This is a genomic window from Halomonas sp. GD1P12, from assembly GCF_025725645.1.
Classification (GTDB): Bacteria; Pseudomonadota; Gammaproteobacteria; order Pseudomonadales; family Halomonadaceae; genus Vreelandella.
Map to the genome: position 1 here is coordinate 3,693,100 of NZ_CP107007.1, position 18,510 is coordinate 3,711,609.

Consider the following 18,510-nt stretch of genomic DNA (forward strand, 5'->3'; position numbering starts at 1 on the left):
TTGCTCCCTTTTATGATGTCGTTATGACGCCACCTTCCTCGGCCCCCTCGTCACTTCGAACGCTCAAGGATCGAATCGCCACCGGCTTGATCACCGCGGCGGGCATCGGCGTGCTGCTGGCGATTCTCGCCATCGGCGTGTTTCTGGTGTGGGAGACGCTGCCGCTTCTGACCCGCTTCGAGTCACTTTCGCTGGAAACGCTGTCCCCCCTGGCCTGGGGCACGCTCAAGGCAGCCATCGCCGCGCTGGTACTGGCGGTGCCGGTGGCGCTGGGCGCGGCGATTTTTTCGGCGCTGTTCATGACCGACCGACTGCGCGCGCGCATCAAGCCGAGTCTTGAGCTGATGGAAGCGGTACCCGGCGTGGTGATCGGGTTCGTGGCCGGGCTGGTGCTGGCGCCCTGGGTCGAGCGTCATCTCGCCAGCACCCTTGCGCTGTTATTGTGGCTGCCGCTGTCGGCGGGTCTTGCTGGCATTCTTTGGCACCTGGCGCCGAAGGCGCTGCGCCGGACGCTGTCGCTTGAAAGCGCGGGGCTTTGGCTGCTGCCCTGGATTGCCGCCATGGCGGCGCTGGCGCTTTGGGCGGCGCCGCTTTTGGAGCAGCATTGGCTGGGTAGTGACCTGGCCACGTTTCTGGATCGGCGCTTTGGCATCGACTACACCACTCGCAACACGTTGATCGTCGGGCTGGCGATGGGCTTTGCGATCATTCCGAGCGTTTATTCGCTGGCCGAGGACGCGCTTTACGATATTCCCAGGCCACTGATGGAAGGCGCCCAGGCGCTCGGCGCCAGCCGCTGGCAGGCGCTTTGGAAAGTGGCGCTACCCATGGCCGGGCCGGGCATTTTCTCGGCGGTGATGATCGGCGCCGGGCGCGCCGTGGGCGAAACCATGATCGTGCTGATGGCGAGCAGCAACGCCGCGCTGATGAGCGCAAGCCTTTTTGAGGGGCTGCGCTCGTTTTCCGCAGCGATCGCCATCGAGCTTCCCGAGGCGCCGCCGGATGGGCAAACCTACCATCTTCTGATCTTAGCGGCACTGGTCCTGTTTCTCTTCACCTTTTTGGTCAACACTCTGGCCGAGGTCGTCCGCCAGCGCCTGCGCCGCCGCTATCAGCGGCTGGGAGGCGCCTGATGTCGCGCCCTACTCACCGCCGCCGATGGCCCGGCGACGCGCTCTGGGCTTGGCTTTGCGCCGGGTGCGTGGCGCTGTCGCTGTTCATGCTGGCCACGCTGCTGACACTTCTCACCGTCAAGGGGTTGGGCCATTTCTGGCCGGCAACCCTCGAGGAAGTCACGCTGGGCTCCGGCGAGCAGCTGATCGGCCAGCCACTGCGCGAGGCGCCGATGCCCACCGGCAATGCCACCGAGCGGCTTTATTTCACCGGCAACCGGGAACTGACCGGCGCCGACTGGCGCTGGGTAGGCCTTGACGAGATCGTAAGCGTTGCGACCCCGACAGACGTGATTCGTCTGGAGCGTAGCCCCTGGGGGGACTTCATCGGCCGGCTCATCGCGCTGGAGCTCGACGGCGAGCGTCTCACCGGCGCCGCGGCTTTCGAGCGCATTAGCCAGGTGCTTGCGCTACCGCCTTCTGAGCGCGAGGGCGAACTGGTGCTGCTCTCACCAGGCGGGCGCGGGCTCGTTCAGCCGCTGTCCGGGGTGAACACCTTCGTGGCACCGAATGCGCTCTCGATAGGGGAAAAAATTGCGATCTGGGGTCAGGGCGTGTGGCGCTTTCTCAGCGAAGGCCCGCGCGCGGCCAATACCGGCGGCGGCGTGTGGCCGGCGATTTTCGGCACGCTGTTGATGGTCATATTGATGTCGGTGATCGTGACGCCCTTTGGCGTGCTGGCGGCGGTTTATCTCAACGAGATCGCTCACCAGAACCGCTTGACCCGGCTGGTGCGCATCGGCGTGCGCAACCTCGCCGGCGTTCCCTCGATCGTCTACGGCGTGTTTGGCTTGGGGGTGTTCGTGTATGGGGTGGGCGGCTCGCTCGATCAGTGGTTTTTCGACGACGCATTGCCCTCGCCGACCTTCGGCACCGGCGGGCTTTTATGGGCGTCGCTGACGCTGGCACTGCTGACCCTGCCAGTCGTGATCGTGGCGACCGAAGAGGGGCTTGCGCGCATTCCCGACGCCCAGCGCGAAGGCGCCGTGGCGCTGGGCGCCACGCGCCTGGAGATGCTCACGCGCATCGTGCTGCCCATGGCGACCCCTGCCATGCTGACCGGTGTGATCCTCGCGGTGGCTCGCGCCGCCGGTGAGGTGGCGCCGCTGATGCTGGTGGGCGTGGCCAAGCTCGCCCCGCAAATGCCGCTGGACGGGGAGTTTCCTTACCTGCACCTTGAGCGCAAGTTCATGCACCTTGGCTATCATCTATTCGATAGTGCCTTTCACGGCGACGACGTCGAGGCGGCGATTCCGCTGGTCTACGCCACGGCGCTATTGCTGGTGCTGATCGTGCTGGTGCTTAACTTAACTGCCATATTCCTGCGTCATTATTTACGCCGACAGCGAGGAGAGTCATGAACGCGCCCCTGAACGACGCGCCGCCGGTGGTCACCTTTCCCGTCGAGCAGCGCTGCCTGAACGTCGAGGCGTTTAGCCTGGCCTACGGTCACAAGCCGGCGCTCAAGGCGCTCACCCTCGAGGTGCCGCGCCACCGGGTGACTGCGTTCATCGGGCCGTCGGGCTGTGGCAAGTCGTCGCTTTTGCGCGCGTTCAATCGGCTGCACGATCTCAACGAAAACGCGGCGCACCAGGGCCGCATTCAGCTGGAAGGCGATGACATTTACGCGCCGAATCTCAACGTCAGCGAGCTTCGCCGCCGGGTCGGCATGGTATTTCAAAGCCCCAACCCCTTCCCGATGTCGATCTACGAGAACGTGGCGTTCGGCCTGCGTCTGGAGCGGCGCCTGCCCAAGCGCCAGCGCGACGACATCATCGAATGGGCGCTCACCGCCGCGGCGCTGTGGGACGAAGTCAAGGATCAGCTGCACCGCTCGGCGTGGCAGCTCTCCGGCGGCCAGCAGCAGCGGCTGGTGATCGCGCGCACGTTGGCGGTCAAGCCGGAGGTGCTGCTGCTCGACGAGCCGGCCTCGGCGCTGGACCCGATCTCCACGCTCAAGATCGAGGAGCTGATACGCAATCTCAAAAACGAGCTGACGCTGATCCTGGTGACCCACAACATGCAGCAGGCCGCGCGGGTCTCGGACTACACCGCCTTTCTACACAGCGGCGAGCTCGTTGAATACGGCCCGACCGACCAGGTTTTCACCAACCCCCAACGACCGCGTACCGAAAACTACATTACCGGCCGGGTCATTTGACCCACCCGACCCTCAGGAGGGCTCGATGGATATTACAAGCGATACCCATAGCCAGCATATTTCGCGCCAGTTCAATCAGGAGCTCGAAGAGCTGAAAACTCACCTGATGGCCATGGGCGGACTGGTGGAAAAGCAGGTCCAGAACGCCGTGCACGCGCTGCTGGAAAACGACAGCCACTTGGCCGAGGAAGTGCGTGACAACGACCGCCAGGTCAACGATCTGCAGCTGAAGATCGACGAGGAGTGCACCCGCGTGCTCGCCCGGCGCCAGCCGGCGGCGTCGGATCTGCGCCTGGTGCTGGCGGTCATTCGTGCCACCTCGGATCTCGAGCGTATCGGCGACGAGGCGAGCAAGATCGCCCGCAACGCGCTGCTACTTTCAGAAAACGCCAGTAACGTGCGGGGCCTGGTAGAGGTGCGCCACATCAGCGAGCACGTGCGCAAGATGCTGCGCGATGCGCTCACCGCCTTTGCCCGCTTCGACACCGAGCTTGCCATGCAGGTGGTGCGCGAGGACGAATCCGTGGATGACGAGTACGGTAGCGCCATGCGCTCGCTGATGACCTTCATGATGGAAGATTCGCGCTCGATCACGCCGGTGCTCAGCATCATGTGGGTGCTGCGGGCGCTGGAGCGTGTCGGCGATCACGCCAACAACCTGGCCGAGTACGTGGTCTACCTCGTCAAGGGGCTCGATATTCGCCACAGCGCGCCGGACAGCGTCGACCAGCAGATGCTAAAAAAGCCTTGACCTTTTAGCGCGTTGATCCTGCAATACGCCCGGCTTCTTCACCCACGCTTTTCGTCGGGCGTATTGCGAAAGGATCAACCATGCTGACTGCGGTTTCCGCACTGAGCCAGGGGCTGCGCCTGGTGTATCAAAAGGGGCAACGGCGCTACGTCTTTCTCCCCATTCTCATCAACCTTATCGTCTACATCGGCCTTGTGAGTTTCACCGCACGGCGTTTTTCCGGCTGGCTGGACCACGCCATGGCGAGCATTCCCAGCTGGCTTGATTGGCTCGACTGGCTGCTTTGGCCGCTGTTCGTTTTGAGCCTGCTGGTGGCAATCTTTTTTACGTTCACGCTGGTGACTCATTTTATCGCCGCGCCGTTTTATGGGTTTCTCGCCGCGCGCGTGGAGCGCACCGCCACCGGGGTAGAACCGCTGGATGATCGCGGCCTGGCTAAAACGGCGCTCGACGCAGTAGGTCGCGAGCTCGTAAAGCTGCGCTACATCCTGCCCAGGGTTGCGCTTCTATTCGTCTTCAGCTGGATCCCCGGGCTCAATCTGGCGGCCCCTCTTTTATGGGCGCTGTTTTCGGCCTGGGTGATGGCGATCACCTATCTGGACTATCCGATGGATAACAACAAGGTTAGCTTCAAGGAGATGCGCCGACGGCTGGGCGAGCGCTGGTGGCCCAGCATGAGCTACGGGGGGCTGGTCACGCTGATCACCTGGATACCGCTGGCCAATCTTTTCCTGCTACCGGGAGCAGTCGCCGGGGCAGTGTTGATGTGGGACGCTCACTACCGTGATCTTGAACGGCTGCCTGCCCGTTGAAAGCGGCTGACAGTCACACGTTTCAAGGTTTTTAGAGCGTCACACGCTTATCGATACTTACGACAAGAAAGTAGCACCCACAAAAAATTAGACCCCGCAAAGGGCGGGGTCTGGATCTCGTTTAGCGATTTCGATACGTAACGTAAGCTTCCAATCCTTGTGCGGGTCTCCAACCATGGAATCTACCCTGACAAACGTTTTGATCTTCGCTTGATTCGTTCCTTGAATCGGTGAGCATCCGTGCAATGGGACATCCTTGCCCCTTCTTTTGCTCACTCCATAAGCGTAATACTTTGTACCGAAATTGCAAACAAATGTTACTTAACGCTACTACTTATGACTCGGAGTTTTTCTCGACGACTTCTTCCGGCGACATTTCAGCGCCTTCATCGGTATCGCCTATCGAATCCGGAGCGGTGCCCGTAGAGTCCGGCTCGCCGATCGTTTCATCGTTCGGGCCTTGAGTATGGTGATCAGTCGTGAGCTCTTCCTGGGTATAGTCAGGGCTCTCATTGGTGTTCATATTGACGCCATGATCTTGCGTTTCATCCTGCTCGACCATGCTATCCTGGTTCTCTTCGATAGACGGATGCTCGGTGGTTTGTGCAAAGGCCATCGGGCTTGCCAACAGACCAAACGCAATACCTACGACACCCGCTTTCTTGAGTAGCTCCTTGGACATCATATTCCACCTCCTGAATTGCTGTGGTACCGCTTAAAGTAAGAAAGAGTGCCTTGCGGCGGACTACTTTGAAGCAGCTGTCTTTCTTACTTAAATCTTTGCAGAGGCTGTGCCATAAATCCAATAAAAAATTAAATTACTTTAAAATCAATAATATAAAACATTACAAAACCTGTACAATGCGTTCCATGTGGCTGTATAGGCGCTCTGAAAGTGGCTAAAAATGACACATGAGCATTCCTGTACCACTCTTACATGCCATATTGACACACTTGTACAGGTGTTGTTTCAAAGAGGATCAGCTTAGGCGGGCGGCGGGGAAAATACAGCGGAAGGTAGCGCCAAAGCCCGGGCGACTTTCGATCGAAAGCCGCCCGTCGTGGCGAATCAGCACATGCTTGACGATGGCAAGCCCAAGGCCGGTACCGCCGGTGGCCGTGCTGCGCCCTTTATCGACGCGATAAAAGCGTTCGGTCAGCCGTGGAATGTGTACCGGGTCGATGCCGTGACCGTTGTCCTTGACCTCGATACAGGCGCCGCCTTCGGCAAGCTCGGCGTAGCGCAGCGTAATCGTACTTCCCCCCGGGGCGTAGCGCACGGCGTTGAACACCAGGTTGGACACCGCGCTTCGTAGCTCCTGCTCGCTGCCGATCAGCCGCGCGTCGCTTTCGATCTCGAGCGCGATCTGCTGGGGCGTTTCGTGCTGCTGACCGGACAGCGCCCGGGCGTCCTGACACACGCTTTCCAATAGCGGCCCCAGTGCCAACGGCTGGTGATCCTTGCCGCCCTGATCAATCTCGAGGCGCGAAAGCAGCAGCAAATCGTCGACCAGATTCTGCATGCGCAGGGTTTGCGCCTGCATCTGAGCGACGCTGCGGCCAAGTCTTGGCGGCAGTTGATCGCTCAGATCGCTGTAGGTTTCCAGATAACCGGAGAGCACGGTCAAGGGCGTGCGAAGCTCATGGGAGACGTTGGCGACGAAATCCTGGCGCATCTGCTCCAGCCGGTGCAGCCGGGTAATATCTCGCGCCATCAAGAGCCGCTCATCGTCGCCGTAAAGCGTGATCTGATACTCGAGAATGCGCCGTTCGTCGATGGGTGAGGTGAGCGTTAGAGGCTCACTGTATTCGCGGGACGAGAAGTAGCGCACAAACGCGGGGTCGCGCAACAAATTGGTGATGTGCTGGCCGCGGTCATGGGCGGTTTGAAGCCCCATCATCTTTGTGGCGGCGCTGTTCCACCACTCCAGGTCGCCGTGACGGTCGAGCATGACCACGCTGTCGCGCATCGCCTCCGACGACTCCTGAATACGCGCAAGCGTGGCTCTGAGGCGGCCCTGAGTGATGCGCTGACTTTTCTGGTAGCGGTAGAGCCGGTCCAGAAGCTCGCCCCAGAGCCCGGGCCCGGCGGGTGGCTCCTCGCTCGGCGTAAGCGTTAGCCATAGATAAAGCGCGCGCAGCTGGCGCAAGTGGTAGAAAAGACACACGCCGAGCCCGGCGGCGAGGCCCAACCCCGGCGCGCCAAACAGCCAGCCCATGATCACCCCGAGCGTGGCAAGCCAGGCGATACGCCAGAGTTCCCGGCTCCACAGGTGCACGCGCTAGCTCCGGGCGGAGAAGCGATAGCCGGTGCCGCGCACCGTCTGAATCAGGTTCTGATGAGCATCGCCCAGGGCCTTACGCAGGCGACGAATGTGAACGTCCACGGTGCGCTCCTCGACGTAGACGTTGCCGCCCCATACCTGATCCAGCAGCTGGCTGCGGGTATAGGCGCGCTCCTGGTGGGTCATGAAAAATTGCAGCAGTCGGTATTCCGTCGGCCCCATGTCCAACGCCTTGCCGTGAGCGCTGACCCGGTGGCTTACCGGGTCGAGCAGCAGGCCGTTGATTTCCACCGGGTCCTCCATGCCGCGCGGCGTGGTACGCCGCAGCACCGCTTTCAGGCGCGCGACCAGCTCTCTGGGAGAGAACGGCTTGGTGATGTAGTCGTCGGCACCCGCCTCGAGCCCCTGGATCTTGTTGTCTTCCTCGCCCTTGGCAGTGAGCATGATGATCGGAAGCTCGGCGGTGGCCTCTTCGCGCTTGAGGCGACGGGCCAACTCGATGCCGCTGGTACCGGGCATCATCCAGTCGAGCAGCAGCAGATCCGGCTGGTTGTCGACCACCAGCGCGTGGGCATCCTGGGCGTTATCGGCTTCGAGCACGCGATAGTCCGCCATCTCCAGCGCCACCGCGATCATCTCGCGAATCGGCGCCTCATCGTCGACGATCAAAACGGTTTTGGCGGTCATGGGCGGGCCTCACGGTGTCCAGGCAAAGTGGTCGATGACATATCGGTGACAATCACACCATGAGCGAGTGACAGTTTTATGACACCCGCTTTTGCCACCTTAGCCCGCCACCGGCCAAAAGCTCAAGGCGAGCCCGGCGAAGAGCACAAGCCCCGACCAGTGATTGTTCAAAAACGCCTGAAAGCAGGCCTCGCGCTCGCGGTGAACGATCAGGCGCTGCTGATGCACGAAGGTGGCCGCCATGGCCACAAGGCCCAGCCAGAAAAAACCTCCCAGACTTATAGCCCACCCCACCCAGGCCAGCAGTAACAGCGTGGCCGCCTGCAGCAGGCCAATGATCAGCCGGTCGGCCTGGCCAAACAGCACTGCGGTGGATTTGATGCCGATCTTCAAGTCGTCGTCGCGGTCCACCATGGCGTACTGGGTGTCATAGGCGACGGTCCACAGCACGTTGGCCAGAAATAGTACCCACGCCTCGAGCGGCACGTGACCCAGAACCGCGCCAAAGGCCATGGGGATCGCCCAGGAGAACGCCGCACCGAGCACCACCTGGGGGAAGTGGGTATAGCGCTTCATGAAAGGATACGCGGCGGCAAGCAAAAGCCCGCCCACCGACAGCAACACGGTAAACCAGTTGGTCAACAGCACCAGAATGAACGACACCGCCACCAGCGCGATGAACAGCACCTTGGCTTCGGCTTCCCCGATGCGCCCGGTCGCCAGCGGCCGGTTTTTGGTACGTTTGACGTGGCCGTCGAAGTGGCGATCGGCGTAGTCATTCACCACGCACCCTGCCGCGCGCATGGAGTAGACGCCGGCGATAAAGATCAACAGCACCCCGCGCCCCGGCACCCCCTCGGCGGCGATCCACAGCGCCCAGAGCGTCGGCCACATCAAAAGCCAGGTGCCGATGGGCCGATCAAGGCGCATCAGCGTGATGAAATCACGCGCCCGGGACCAGCCGGTCGGGCGCAGCAGAGAACGGTCCATGCTTACCTCTCGAGGATAAATCGCGCGCCCAGCTTAGCGCGAAGCCAGATCGGGTTCATCCGCCAGGGTCGATAAAAACGCTTCCTGCACCAAAAGCGACAGCCCGCCGTGGTAGAAGATCGAGCGCCGCGCCCAGACGCTCGGAAGCTCTGGCGCCTGGCGATGAGCGAACGCCGGACGCTGGCCGGTGGCGTAAAGCGCGCCGCGCACGAGATCCGGCTGGCGAAACAGCCAGCTCCCCAGCGAACGCTCGCCCAAACGCTCGAGATGCAGCCCCTTGAGCTGCGCCAGCGGCGCCACCGAGCGCGCCACCACCCAAGGGGTGTCATCGATGCACAGCGCCACCTCGCGACACCAAACAAGCCGGCGCGGCGCAAGGCCAAGCGCCTGGGCTTCGTCGCGTTCGGGTACGCCGACGCCCTGGCGCAGCAGCCGTACCCGAAACGCGCGGCGTCTGCCCGCCGCGACCAGCCGTGCGGTCAGCGAATCGGTGGAGGCGACCCACTGCCACCAGGGCGCGCTCATGGCCGGGCGAAACGCCGCGACGGGTTGCCAGCGCGGAAAAAGCGCTATCGGCTGAGTGTGTATTGCCACGCGATCTCCAGAGCGGTCAAGTCGTTCGCGCTAGTGTAACATGATGGCCCAACGCGCTTTTCTCGAGAACATCCGCGTTTCGAGCCCCCGAATTTCAACGTCTGGTGAAGGCATGGCCGACTCTTTCTCTCACGCCGATGCGCCGGTGGATCTTCTCATCATCGGTACCGGCATGGCCGGCATCGGCCTTGCCCGCGAGCTGCGAAGGCTCGGTGATACCCGCTCGATTACCCTGGTAAGCGTCGGCAGCGCCGATGAGTACAGCAAGCCGCTGCTCTCGACGGGCTTTGGCAAGCGCCTGACACCGGAGAAGCTCGCCAAAAAAAGCGCCGCCAGCGTTGCCAATGAGCTCGACGCCACGCTCTGGCCGAACACCCGGGTCGTCGCCCTCGATGGCGACCGCCGCCGGGTCACCCTTGAAGACGGCGAGTATGTGGGCTTCGAGACGCTGGTGCTGGCCACCGGTGCCGGCCCGCGAAACGCCTTCGACATTCCCGCGGGGCTCGCCGAGCGCTTTTTCAGCGTCAACGATTTGGACGATTACCGTCGCTTTTACACCGCCCTGGCGCCAGAACCCGCGCGCGTCGCCGTTGTCGGCGCGGGGCTCGTGGGCTGCGAATTCGCCAACGACCTGCTTGTCGGCGGCCACCAGGTCACGCTGATCGCCCCGGAGACCACGCCGCTGCCCCGCCTTCTGCCGGCAACGCTTGGCCAGGCGCTGGGCCGCGCGTTCGAGGCCGGCGGCATCGAACTTGCGCTGGGTCGCACGGTGAGCCGCATCGCCGCCGGCGAGCACGACGATATCGTTTTGAGCCTGGACAGCGACGACACCCATCACGTCGATGTGGTGCTGATGGCCACCGGGCTTGCGCCGCGAAGCGCGCTGGCGCGCGAGGCGGGCATCAGTGTCAGCGAGAGCGGCATTCGGGTCGACCGGACGCTAGCGACCTCCCATGCCGGCATCTACGCCCTGGGCGATGCGGCGTGCATCGACGGCGTCAACGCCATGTACGTCCCGCCGCTTCAGGCCAGCGTCAAGGCGCTGGCCGCCACCCTCACCGGCCAGCCGACCCGCGTACGCCTCGGCGCCTGGCCGGTGGTGGTAAAAACGCCGCTTCTACCCGTGGTGGCCTATCCGCCGGTCGCGCCGGTCGCCCAGTGGCGCGTCGAGGGTGACGGCGATACGTTGACCGCACTTGCCGACGATAAAGATGGTCAATTAGTCGGTTTTGCGTTGACAGGCGGGGCGGTCAAAAGGAAAGTGGAGCTTTCCAGAGCAGTACCCGCGCTGCTAGGCTAAATCGCAACGCAGTGGCGCTCGAGCCCGGCACTTGGCTTGAGCCGACAAATTAAAACACTCGTTCGTTTTCAATCGCACTCATAAGCGTTACGCTTATTTTTTCTATCAGGGAGACTCCTTTTATGCGCAAACCTGACCTGGCCGCTGCCATCGCCGATAACGCTGACCTGTCCAAGGACAAGGCAGGCCAAGTGCTGAACGTCATTCTCGACGAGATCACCAACAGCGTGGCGAAAGGCGAAGACGTTGCCCTGATCGGCTTTGGTACCTTCACCGTACGCGAGCGCGCTGCCCGCACCGGCAAAAACCCGCAAACTGGCCAGCCGCTGAACATTCCGGCCAGCAAGAACGTGGCGTTCAAGCCCGGTAAAGCGCTCAAGGACGCCGTCTCCTAATGAAACTCCGGCTTGCGCTGTGGCTACTGGGCTTGTTGCTCAAGCGCGCGCTGCGGCGTAAGCCGCGCTTCAAGGAGCAGCTCGAGCGAATGCGCGGTCTGGACTGGGGCATCGCTACCGAGGATCTACACACGGCACGCCACTACCGAATGACGCCCAAGGGCATCGCCACGGGCAAGGGCCTGCCAATCGATCTGGATCTGGAGCTGCGCTTTCGCGACCAGGACGCGGCGCTCAGGATCCTCAAAAAGCCGACCCAGCAGGCGTTTCTGCACGGCATGATGAACGGCGACGTTCGCCTGGTCGGCGATTCCAGCGACCTGACCAAACTGCAGAAGCTTTTAAAGCACCTGTAGCGCTTAACGGCCCGCCTTTTACGGCGGGCCGTTTTGTTAAACACCCTCGCATCACGCCCGACCAGATGGTTCGCTCCCCTGAAAGCGCCCTGCTTTTGCCGCCACAACCCGACTGCTGGCGATAAGCGCCTGACGTAGTGTCGATATCGAACGCCGGCAAACAACGCTGGAGCGTACGCTTTAGGCCAAGCGGTGGTCGGCATAGCCAGGTACCAGGCGACGTTGATATACTGACGATTAGTTATACTAAAGTCTAAATAACAATCGAAGAGACGCCATGCCGATCGCTCTACCCCTTCGCCGCCTTTGGACCCTGGATAAATTCGCCTACAGCCTGCGGGTGTTCATCGCCTTTAGCGGGGCGCTCTTGTTTAGCGTGTTTCAAGCCGACGTGGCGCTGGTCATTCCGCTGTTTCTCGGCATCATCGCCTGTGCGCTCTCGGAAACCGACGACAGCTGGCAGGGGCGGCTTCAGGCGCTGATCGTGACGCTTTTGTGCTTTGCGCTGGCCTCCTTCGTGGTGCAGTGGCTGTTTGCCTGGCCCTGGCTGTTCGCGCTCGGGCTGGGGGTGTCGGCCTTTACGCTGATCATGCTCGGCGCCATCGGCCAGCGCTACGCTACCATCGCTTCGGGCACGCTGATTCTCTCGATCTATTCGATGATCAACATCGAGCAGCATGGCGGCGTCGACGCCGACGTCGCCTCGCGCCAGCTTTTGCTGCTGGCGGGCGCGGCCTGGTACGGCCTCATCTCCGTGATCTGGTGCGCGCTATTCTCACGCCAGCCGGTCAAGCAGAGCATGGCGCGGGTATACAAGACGCTGGGGGAGTTCTTGATCCTCAAGTCGGCGCTGTTCGAGCCGGTACGCGGTGTGGATGTGGAGGCACGCCGGGTGGCGCTGGCGCATCAAAACGGCCAGGTGGTGGCCGCGCTCAACCAGGCCAAGGAGATGATCTTTCGCCGCCTGGAGGGTCAGCGCGGAAGCCAGAAGCTCAACCGCTACCTGCGCATTTACTTCATCGCTCAGGACATCCACGAGCGAGCGAGCTCCACCCACTACCCCTACAGCGCGCTGACCGAGGCGTTCTTTCACCACGACGTGCTGTTTCGCTGCCAGCGCCTTCTGGACCAGCAGGGCCGGGCCTGTCGCCAACTGGCCAAGTCCTTGCTACTCAACCGCCCGTTCGATCACGAACTCAGCGAGCAGGCGCTGATGGACCTGCGCGCCTCGATCGACAATCTGAGTGACCGCGACCGTCCGGAGTGGCGCGCGCTGATTCATCCGCTCAACGCCCTGGCAGACAACCTGGCCACGCTGGAGACGCAGATCGCCAGTGTCCAAAACCCGGATGCAAGCTTCGATCGCCGCGACAGCGCGCTGTTCGATCGTTCGCCGTCGAGCATCAAGGAAGCCTGGAACCGGGTGCGGCTGAATCTGACGCTGGGCTCGCCCACCTTTCGCCACGCCGTGCGCCTGTCGAGTGCGCTGGTCGCAGGCTATGCGCTTTTGCAGTGGCTCGATCCAGAGCAGGGGTTCTGGATTCTCTTGACCACGCTGTTCGTGTGCCGACCCAACTTCGCCACCACGCGGCGCTTTCTTTCCCAGCGGATTCTGGGCACGGTGCTGGGGCTGGTCGTGGGCTGGGCCTCCATTTCGCTTTTCCCCCAGCCCGGTGTTCAAAGCATGATCGCCGTGGCCGCCGGGGTCTGCTTTTTCGCCAACCGCGAGCGCCATTACGTCATCGCCACCGCCTCGATCACGCTGTTGGTGCTGTGCAGCTTCAACCAGGTGGGGGACGGCTTTGACCTGATCTGGCCGCGGCTGTTCGATACGCTGCTCGGCGCGGTCATTGCGGGGCTTGCGGTGTTCTTCATTTTGCCCGACTGGCAGGGGCGGCGGCTCTACCGCGAGGCGGCCAAGGTGCTGACCAGCCACCGTGGCTACCTGGATGAGATCGTTCACCAGTACGAAACCGGTAAACAGGACGATCTGGCCTACCGGCTGGCACGGCGCAACGCCCACAACGCGGATGCGGCGTTCTCGACGCTCTTAACCAACATGCTTCACGAGCCCGGCCACTACCGCAAGCAGGACGCAGACAGCGGGCTGCGCTTTCTGGTGCTCTCCAACACGCTGTTGAGCCACCTGTCGGCACTCGGCGCCCACCGCCACCGGCTGACCGACGACGAAGACGACGCCGCGCTGATGCCCCAGGCCCGGCGTATCAGCGAACTGCTCGAGGCGATGACCCGTGAGCTACACGCGCGCCAGCCCGTCACCGCGCTCGATGAGCAGACCGAGATGCTGCTCGCCGCCCTCGGCGATACGCCGAAGGACGCCGCCACGCCGGTCAGCAGCGAGCGCGCCACCGCGGTGACGCTCTACCGCCCGATCCAGAGCCAGCTCAGGCTGATCGCCGAGCAGCTCACGCCGCTGGCTCAAAGCGCAGCCCGGCTCACCCAGCGGCCCAAATCGGCCGGCCATTAAACCTGCCCGTAGCGTCCGGCGGCTTCCCCCAGCCAGCGGCGCACCAGCACGGCGGTGGCGTCACGGTCGCCTTGAAGCGTTTTCGCCAGCGCCGTGACGCGCTCCAGAAGGTCGGCATCGCGCTCGAGATCGGCGACCTTCATCTGGGCGAGGCCCGTCTGGCGGGTGCCGAGCACCTCGCCCGGGCCGCGAATCTCCAGGTCCTTCTCGGCGATGCGAAAGCCGTCGGTGGTTTCGCGCATCACGCCCAGACGCTCCTTCGAGCTTTTCGACAGCGGCGGGTGGTAAAGCAGCACGCAAAAACTCTCCAGGCTTCCCCGCCCGACCCGTCCGCGCAGCTGATGAAGCTGGGAAAGCCCCAAGCGCTCCGGGTTTTCGATGATCATGAGACTGGCGTTGGGCACGTCCACGCCGACCTCGATCACCGTGGTGGCCACCAGCAAATCCAGCTCGCCTTCCTTGAACGCCGCCATCACTTCGGCCTTTTCCGCCGCTTTCATGCGCCCGTGGATCAAGCCGATGGCAAGCTCGGGTAGCGCTGTTGTCAGCTCCTCGCGGGTGACTTCGGCGGCCTGGCACTGCAGCACCTCGGACTCGTCGATCAGCGTGCAGACCCAGTAAGCCTGGCGGCCATCGCTGCAGGCGCGGCGAATGCGCTCGACCACTTCCGGGCGGCGCTCGTCGGACACCACCACGGTCTTGACCGGCGTGCGCCCCGGCGGCAGCTCGTCGATGATCGAGACGTCCAGATCCGCGTAGGCGCTCATGGCAAGCGTACGGGGAATGGGCGTGGCGGTCATGATCAGCTGGTGCGGGGTAAGCCCGCCCGCCTCGCCTTTTTCGCGCAGCGCCAAGCGCTGGTGCACACCGAAGCGGTGCTGCTCGTCGATGATCGCAAGCCCCAGGCACTTGAAGTGAACGTCCTCCTGGAACAGCGCGTGGGTACCGACCACCATCCGCGCCCGACCATCGGCGATCGCTGCCTTGGCATCGAGGCGGCTTTTACCCTTGAGCTTGCCGGCAAGCCAGGCGACCTCGATACCCAGCGGCTCGAACCAGGCCTTGAAGGAGCGGTAGTGCTGCTCGGCAAGAATCTCCGTGGGCGCCATGATCGCCGCCTGGCAGTCGCCGGCCAGCGCCGACAGCGCGGCCATGGCGGCGACCACGGTTTTGCCCGAGCCGACATCGCCCTGCACCAGCCGCAGCATCGGCGCGGGCTCGGCGAGATCCAGCTCGATCTCCTCGAGCACCCGGCGTTGGGCACCGGTGAGCGCGAAAGGCAGCTTGGCCAGAAAGCGGGTTTGCAGGCCGCGCCCGGCCGGCAGACGCGGGGCGCCGTCGGCCTGGATACGCAGGCGCACTTCGCGAAGGCTCAACTGGTGGGCCAGAAGCTCCTCCAGCGCCAACCGCCGGGTCGCCGGGTGTAGGCCCTGGGCGAGCGTGTCGAGATCGACCTCCGGCGGCGGCTGATGCAACAGCACAAGGCTTGCGTGAAGCCCGGGCAGGCCGAAGCGCTCGGCAAGCTGCGGGGGAATCATGTCCGGCAGCGCCTCCGGGGCGGCTTCGAGTCGCTCGAGCGCCTGCAGCGCCAGCGCCCGCAGCCGGGTCTGGTGGAGCCCTTCGGTGGTCGGGTAGATCGGCGTGTAGTGCTCCTCGACCGGCGTCTCGGCGTCCCCGACCGGGCGGTACTCCGGATGATAGATCTCGAGCCCCGTGGCACCGGCGCGCGCCTCGCCGAAGGCGCGCAGCGTCACGCCCGGGCGCAGCTGCTGGCTCTGCGCCGGGGAGAAGTGGAAAAAGCGCAGGCTCAGGATGCCGCTTTGGTCGCGAAGACGCACCAGAAGGCTTCGCCTTCGCCCCTTGACGATGTCGCAGGCAGTCACTTCGCCTTCGACCACCGCTTCGCTGCCCGCGCGTAAAAGCCCGATCGGGGTCAAGCGCGTGCGGTCCTGGTAGCGCAGCGGCAGGTGAAAGAGCAGATCGCTCACCCGCTCGACGCCCAGGCGCGCAAGCTTGGCCGCCAGCGCCTCGCCGACGCCCTTGAGCTCGGTGACCGGCGCATCAAGCGCGTTCATGGCATGGCCTGCCGGCACTGGTTGATCGCCTGCACCAGCGCATCGATCGCCTTGGGCCTGGGAAAGCTCGCCCGCCAGGCGATGGCGACGGTGCGCGAGGGCGACGGCGAAACGAACGGCCGGCTCGCCAGCAGCGAGCGTTCATCCTTCTGCGTTCCCAGCGCCGACTGCGGCAGCACCGTGATGCCGAGCTTCGAGGCCACCATGTGGCGGATGGTCTCGAGCGAGCCGCCTTCGGCGATCAGCGTATTGCTGGGGCTGTTGAGCTTGTGGGTGATCGCCGGGCAGGCCTCGAGAATCTGGTCGCGAAAACAGTGCCCTTCGCCCAGCAGCAAGAGGCGCTCCTCGAGCAGCGCCTCCTTCTCGATCGCCTCCCGTTCGGTCCAGGGGTGGCTGCTGGGCATCAGCACCTCGAAATCCTCGTCGTAGATCGCCTTGGTCACCACGTCGGTTTCGGTGAACGGGAGCGCGACGATGATGACGTCGAGCTCGCCGCTTTTGAGCTTGCCCCTGAGCGTGCCGGTCAGCCCCTCTTCGATGTAGAGCGGCATCTGCGGCGCCGCCTCGGCCAGTGCCGGCACCAGATGCGGGTAGAGATACGGCCCGATGGTGTAAATGGCACCGATGCGCAGCGGGTTGGCCAGCTGGTCACGGCCGGCGCTGGCCATTTCGAAAATCAGGCTGGACTGCTCCAGCACGCGCTGCGCCTGGGCGACGATTTTCTCGCCAAGCGGGGTGACCTGTACGGTGGATTTGGAGCGCTCGAACAGGGGTGTGTCGAGTTCATCCTCGAGTTTTTTCACCGCCACCGAGAGCGTGGGCTGGGAAACGTGGCAGCGTTCGGCGGCGCGGCCGAAGTGGCGCTCTTGTGCAAGGGTTACGATGTAGCGAAGTTCTGTTAAAGTCATAACGGTGCCGGATGGCATCCTCTCGTAGCAGGTCGTGACTCAGCGTGGCCATGAACGGGACGGCAAGGACAAACAAATTCTCTTGACGATGGCATATCTCAAGAGGACTTTGTATCTAATAGGGAATATTTATCATGAGGAGTGCGCAGGTGAAACTCACTGTACTGATCATCGGCTGTGGCGATATCGGCACCACCCTGGGGCGCGAGCTTACCAGCGAAGGCCATCGCGTCATCGGCGTGCGCCGCCAGGCCGACTCGTTACAGGGGACCGGCATCGAGCCCCTGGCGCTCGACCTTGCGACGCTCGACGATGCCAGTGCCTCTGCGCTGCCCGAAGCCGATTACGTCATCTATACCGTCAGCGCCGACCGCTTCGAGGAGAGCGCCTATCAGAGCGCCTACCCGAACGGCTTGAAACGGGTGCTGGGCGTGCTCGAACAGCACGAAACACCGCCACGGCGCATCTTCTTCGTCTCCTCGACCAGCGTTTACGGTCAGCAGGAGGGTGAAGTAGTCAACGAGGTCAGCCCCACCGATTCGACCAGCTTTTCGGGCACTCTGATGCGCGATGCCGAACAGGCGCTGCTGGATCATCCGCTACCAGGCACGGTCGTGCGCTTTTCCGGTATCTACGGCCCTGGCCGCGACCGGCTGATCCACCAGGTCAAGGGCGGGCGCATGGCGGCGATCACCCCGGCGATCTACTCCAACCGCATCCACCGCGACGATTGCGCCGGGATTCTCGCCCACCTGATCCAGTGTCAGGAGAGCGGTAAACCCCTGGCCGAGCTCTATCTGGGCAGCGACTCCGAGCCCGCCACCATGTACAACGTCATGAGTTGGCTGGCCAAGGAGCTCAAGGCCACCGCGACCGAGACCATGCAGTCGCCGCTGAGACGGCGTACCAGCAAACGCTGCGACAACAGCCGCGTGCGCGAAACCGGCTACGAATTCCGCTACCCCAGCTTTCGCGAAGGCTACGCCCAGATTCTCAAGGAAGGCGGCTTTTTGACCTCCAAAAGCGCCTGATCCCCGTGCCTGTTGACGAAAAAAGCGAGCCCAAAGGCTCGCTTTTTTATGTCCATTCAGCCGCTTAGTCGCCGATGACCATGACCGCTTCCGCTTCGACCTGGCTGCCCTTGGGCAGCGCGCGCACGCCCACCGCGGCGCGGGCCGGGAACGGCGCCTTGAAGAACTCTTCCATCACGCGATTGACGATGGCGAAGTTGTCCAGATCCACGAGATAAAGATTGAGCTTGACGATATCGGAAAGCGACCCGGCGGCCTCTTCGCACACCGCCTGCAGGTTGGTGAAGACCTGGCGGGCCTGGGCTTCGATGTCACCAGAGACGATCTCCATCGAGCTTGGGTCGAGCGGAATCTGACCGGAGAGATAGACCGTGTTGCCCGCCTTGATCGCCTGGGAGTACGGGCCAATGGCAGCCGGTGCCTTTTCGGTGTTGATAACGGCTTTATTGCTCATAATTATGCTGCTCCTGTAATCAAAAAATCCCGCGCGCCCCGGGGCTACCAG

General features: G+C 63.1%; 18 protein-coding genes. 10 read left to right on the plus strand and 8 right to left on the minus strand.

All coding sequences use genetic code 11. The annotated features are described in order from the left end of the window. The first annotated feature begins 23 nt into the window (after positions 1 to 23). The 5 genes from OCT39_RS16975 to cysZ all read left to right on the plus strand — a co-directional run bounded on the left by OCT39_RS16975 (position 24) and on the right by cysZ (position 4,896). Positions 24 to 1,133: an ABC transporter permease subunit gene (locus OCT39_RS16975; RefSeq protein WP_263585612.1), complete on the plus strand. Its 1,110-nt coding sequence runs from the start codon at positions 24 to 26 to the stop codon at positions 1,131 to 1,133. Next, positions 1,133 to 2,533, plus strand: coding sequence for a phosphate ABC transporter permease PstA (gene pstA / locus OCT39_RS16980; protein ID WP_263585613.1), 1,401 nt, complete (start codon positions 1,133 to 1,135; stop codon positions 2,531 to 2,533). Before OCT39_RS16975 ends, pstA begins: the two co-directional genes overlap by 1 nt. Continuing rightward, positions 2,530 to 3,333, plus strand: a complete 804-nt coding sequence (gene pstB / locus OCT39_RS16985) for a phosphate ABC transporter ATP-binding protein PstB (RefSeq protein ID WP_263585614.1) — start codon at positions 2,530 to 2,532, stop codon at positions 3,331 to 3,333. Before pstA ends, pstB begins: the two co-directional genes overlap by 4 nt. Positions 3,334 to 3,358: 25 nt before the next feature. Next, the gene (gene phoU / locus OCT39_RS16990) at positions 3,359 to 4,084 is read left to right on the plus strand and encodes a phosphate signaling complex protein PhoU (RefSeq protein WP_263585615.1); all 726 of its coding nucleotides are present in this window, start codon (positions 3,359 to 3,361) and stop codon (positions 4,082 to 4,084) included. Between the two features lie 80 nt (positions 4,085 to 4,164). Continuing rightward, complete coding sequence (gene cysZ / locus OCT39_RS16995; RefSeq protein WP_263585616.1) at positions 4,165 to 4,896, plus strand: sulfate transporter CysZ; 732 nt, start codon at positions 4,165 to 4,167, stop codon at positions 4,894 to 4,896. Between the two features lie 334 nt (positions 4,897 to 5,230). Here cysZ and OCT39_RS17000 read toward each other — a convergent pair whose 3' ends face one another. The 5 genes from OCT39_RS17000 to OCT39_RS17020 form a co-directional block, all read right to left on the minus strand. Then, positions 5,231 to 5,578, minus strand: a complete 348-nt coding sequence (locus OCT39_RS17000; RefSeq protein WP_263585617.1) for a hypothetical protein — start codon at positions 5,576 to 5,578, stop codon at positions 5,231 to 5,233. 298 nt (positions 5,579 to 5,876) lie between these two features. Beyond that, positions 5,877 to 7,175: a phosphate regulon sensor histidine kinase PhoR gene (gene phoR / locus OCT39_RS17005; RefSeq protein WP_263585618.1), complete on the minus strand. Its 1,299-nt coding sequence runs from the start codon at positions 7,173 to 7,175 to the stop codon at positions 5,877 to 5,879. 3 nt (positions 7,176 to 7,178) lie between these two features. Then, positions 7,179 to 7,868 (minus strand): phosphate regulon transcriptional regulator PhoB, encoded by a 690-nt coding sequence (gene phoB / locus OCT39_RS17010; protein ID WP_263585619.1) that lies wholly within the window; start codon positions 7,866 to 7,868, stop codon positions 7,179 to 7,181. A 99-nt stretch (positions 7,869 to 7,967) separates the two neighbouring features. Beyond that, on the minus strand, positions 7,968 to 8,858 hold the full coding sequence (ubiA, locus tag OCT39_RS17015; RefSeq protein ID WP_263585620.1) for a 4-hydroxybenzoate octaprenyltransferase: 891 nt from the start codon (positions 8,856 to 8,858) through the stop codon (positions 7,968 to 7,970). 33 nt (positions 8,859 to 8,891) lie between these two features. Further along, positions 8,892 to 9,452 (minus strand): chorismate--pyruvate lyase family protein, encoded by a 561-nt coding sequence (locus tag OCT39_RS17020; protein WP_263585621.1) that lies wholly within the window; start codon positions 9,450 to 9,452, stop codon positions 8,892 to 8,894. Positions 9,453 to 9,564: 112 nt separating this feature from the next. Here OCT39_RS17020 and OCT39_RS17025 point away from each other — a divergent pair, with 112 nt between their 5' ends. The 4 genes from OCT39_RS17025 to yccS all read left to right on the plus strand — a co-directional run bounded on the left by OCT39_RS17025 (position 9,565) and on the right by yccS (position 13,991). Further along, positions 9,565 to 10,752, plus strand: coding sequence for an NAD(P)/FAD-dependent oxidoreductase (locus tag OCT39_RS17025; RefSeq protein ID WP_263585622.1), 1,188 nt, complete (start codon positions 9,565 to 9,567; stop codon positions 10,750 to 10,752). 122 nt (positions 10,753 to 10,874) lie between these two features. Beyond that, positions 10,875 to 11,147, plus strand: coding sequence for an HU family DNA-binding protein (locus tag OCT39_RS17030; protein ID WP_252107991.1), 273 nt, complete (start codon positions 10,875 to 10,877; stop codon positions 11,145 to 11,147). Beyond that, positions 11,147 to 11,503: a hypothetical protein gene (locus tag OCT39_RS17035; protein WP_263585623.1), complete on the plus strand. Its 357-nt coding sequence runs from the start codon at positions 11,147 to 11,149 to the stop codon at positions 11,501 to 11,503. The genes OCT39_RS17030 and OCT39_RS17035 overlap by 1 nt, the downstream gene beginning before the upstream one ends. 277 nt (positions 11,504 to 11,780) lie before the next feature. Beyond that, positions 11,781 to 13,991: a YccS family putative transporter gene (yccS, locus tag OCT39_RS17040; RefSeq protein WP_263585624.1), complete on the plus strand. Its 2,211-nt coding sequence runs from the start codon at positions 11,781 to 11,783 to the stop codon at positions 13,989 to 13,991. Here the strand turns inward: yccS and recG are convergent. Beyond that, the gene (recG, locus tag OCT39_RS17045; protein ID WP_263585625.1) at positions 13,988 to 16,066 is read right to left on the minus strand and encodes an ATP-dependent DNA helicase RecG; all 2,079 of its coding nucleotides are present in this window, start codon (positions 16,064 to 16,066) and stop codon (positions 13,988 to 13,990) included. The two genes, yccS and recG, sit on opposite strands and share 4 nt — an antisense overlap. Then, on the minus strand, positions 16,063 to 16,974 hold the full coding sequence (locus OCT39_RS17050; RefSeq protein ID WP_252107987.1) for a hydrogen peroxide-inducible genes activator: 912 nt from the start codon (positions 16,972 to 16,974) through the stop codon (positions 16,063 to 16,065). The genes recG and OCT39_RS17050 overlap by 4 nt, the downstream gene beginning before the upstream one ends. A gap of 149 nt (positions 16,975 to 17,123) precedes the next feature. Between OCT39_RS17050 and OCT39_RS17055 the strand changes: the two genes are divergently transcribed. After that, positions 17,124 to 18,005, plus strand: a complete 882-nt coding sequence (locus OCT39_RS17055) for an SDR family oxidoreductase (RefSeq protein WP_263585626.1) — start codon at positions 17,124 to 17,126, stop codon at positions 18,003 to 18,005. Positions 18,006 to 18,069: 64 nt separating this feature from the next. Here OCT39_RS17055 and OCT39_RS17060 read toward each other — a convergent pair whose 3' ends face one another. After that, on the minus strand, positions 18,070 to 18,459 hold the full coding sequence (locus OCT39_RS17060; RefSeq protein WP_263585627.1) for a RidA family protein: 390 nt from the start codon (positions 18,457 to 18,459) through the stop codon (positions 18,070 to 18,072). Positions 18,460 to 18,510: the final 51 nt, after the last annotated feature.

What these genes read in the sequence shown, in the direction of transcription:
- phoU (WP_263585615.1), top strand. Translation starts at nt 3,359, where the DNA reads ATGGATATTACAAGCGATACCCATAGCCAGCATATTTCGCGCCAGTTC.
- OCT39_RS17060 (WP_263585627.1), bottom strand. Translation starts at nt 18,459, where the DNA reads ATGAGCAATAAAGCCGTTATCAACACCGAAAAGGCACCGGCTGCCATT.
- ubiA (WP_263585620.1), bottom strand. Translation starts at nt 8,858, where the DNA reads ATGGACCGTTCTCTGCTGCGCCCGACCGGCTGGTCCCGGGCGCGTGAT.
- pstA (WP_263585613.1), top strand. Translation starts at nt 1,133, where the DNA reads ATGTCGCGCCCTACTCACCGCCGCCGATGGCCCGGCGACGCGCTCTGG.
- pstB (WP_263585614.1), top strand. Translation starts at nt 2,530, where the DNA reads ATGAACGCGCCCCTGAACGACGCGCCGCCGGTGGTCACCTTTCCCGTC.
- yccS (WP_263585624.1), top strand. Translation starts at nt 11,781, where the DNA reads ATGCCGATCGCTCTACCCCTTCGCCGCCTTTGGACCCTGGATAAATTC.
- OCT39_RS16975 (WP_263585612.1), top strand. Translation starts at nt 24, where the DNA reads ATGACGCCACCTTCCTCGGCCCCCTCGTCACTTCGAACGCTCAAGGAT.
- OCT39_RS17050 (WP_252107987.1), bottom strand. Translation starts at nt 16,974, where the DNA reads ATGACTTTAACAGAACTTCGCTACATCGTAACCCTTGCACAAGAGCGC.
- cysZ (WP_263585616.1), top strand. Translation starts at nt 4,165, where the DNA reads ATGCTGACTGCGGTTTCCGCACTGAGCCAGGGGCTGCGCCTGGTGTAT.
- OCT39_RS17025 (WP_263585622.1), top strand. Translation starts at nt 9,565, where the DNA reads ATGGCCGACTCTTTCTCTCACGCCGATGCGCCGGTGGATCTTCTCATC.
- OCT39_RS17030 (WP_252107991.1), top strand. Translation starts at nt 10,875, where the DNA reads ATGCGCAAACCTGACCTGGCCGCTGCCATCGCCGATAACGCTGACCTG.
- phoB (WP_263585619.1), bottom strand. Translation starts at nt 7,868, where the DNA reads ATGACCGCCAAAACCGTTTTGATCGTCGACGATGAGGCGCCGATTCGC.
- OCT39_RS17000 (WP_263585617.1), bottom strand. Translation starts at nt 5,578, where the DNA reads ATGTCCAAGGAGCTACTCAAGAAAGCGGGTGTCGTAGGTATTGCGTTT.
- OCT39_RS17035 (WP_263585623.1), top strand. Translation starts at nt 11,147, where the DNA reads ATGAAACTCCGGCTTGCGCTGTGGCTACTGGGCTTGTTGCTCAAGCGC.
- recG (WP_263585625.1), bottom strand. Translation starts at nt 16,066, where the DNA reads ATGAACGCGCTTGATGCGCCGGTCACCGAGCTCAAGGGCGTCGGCGAG.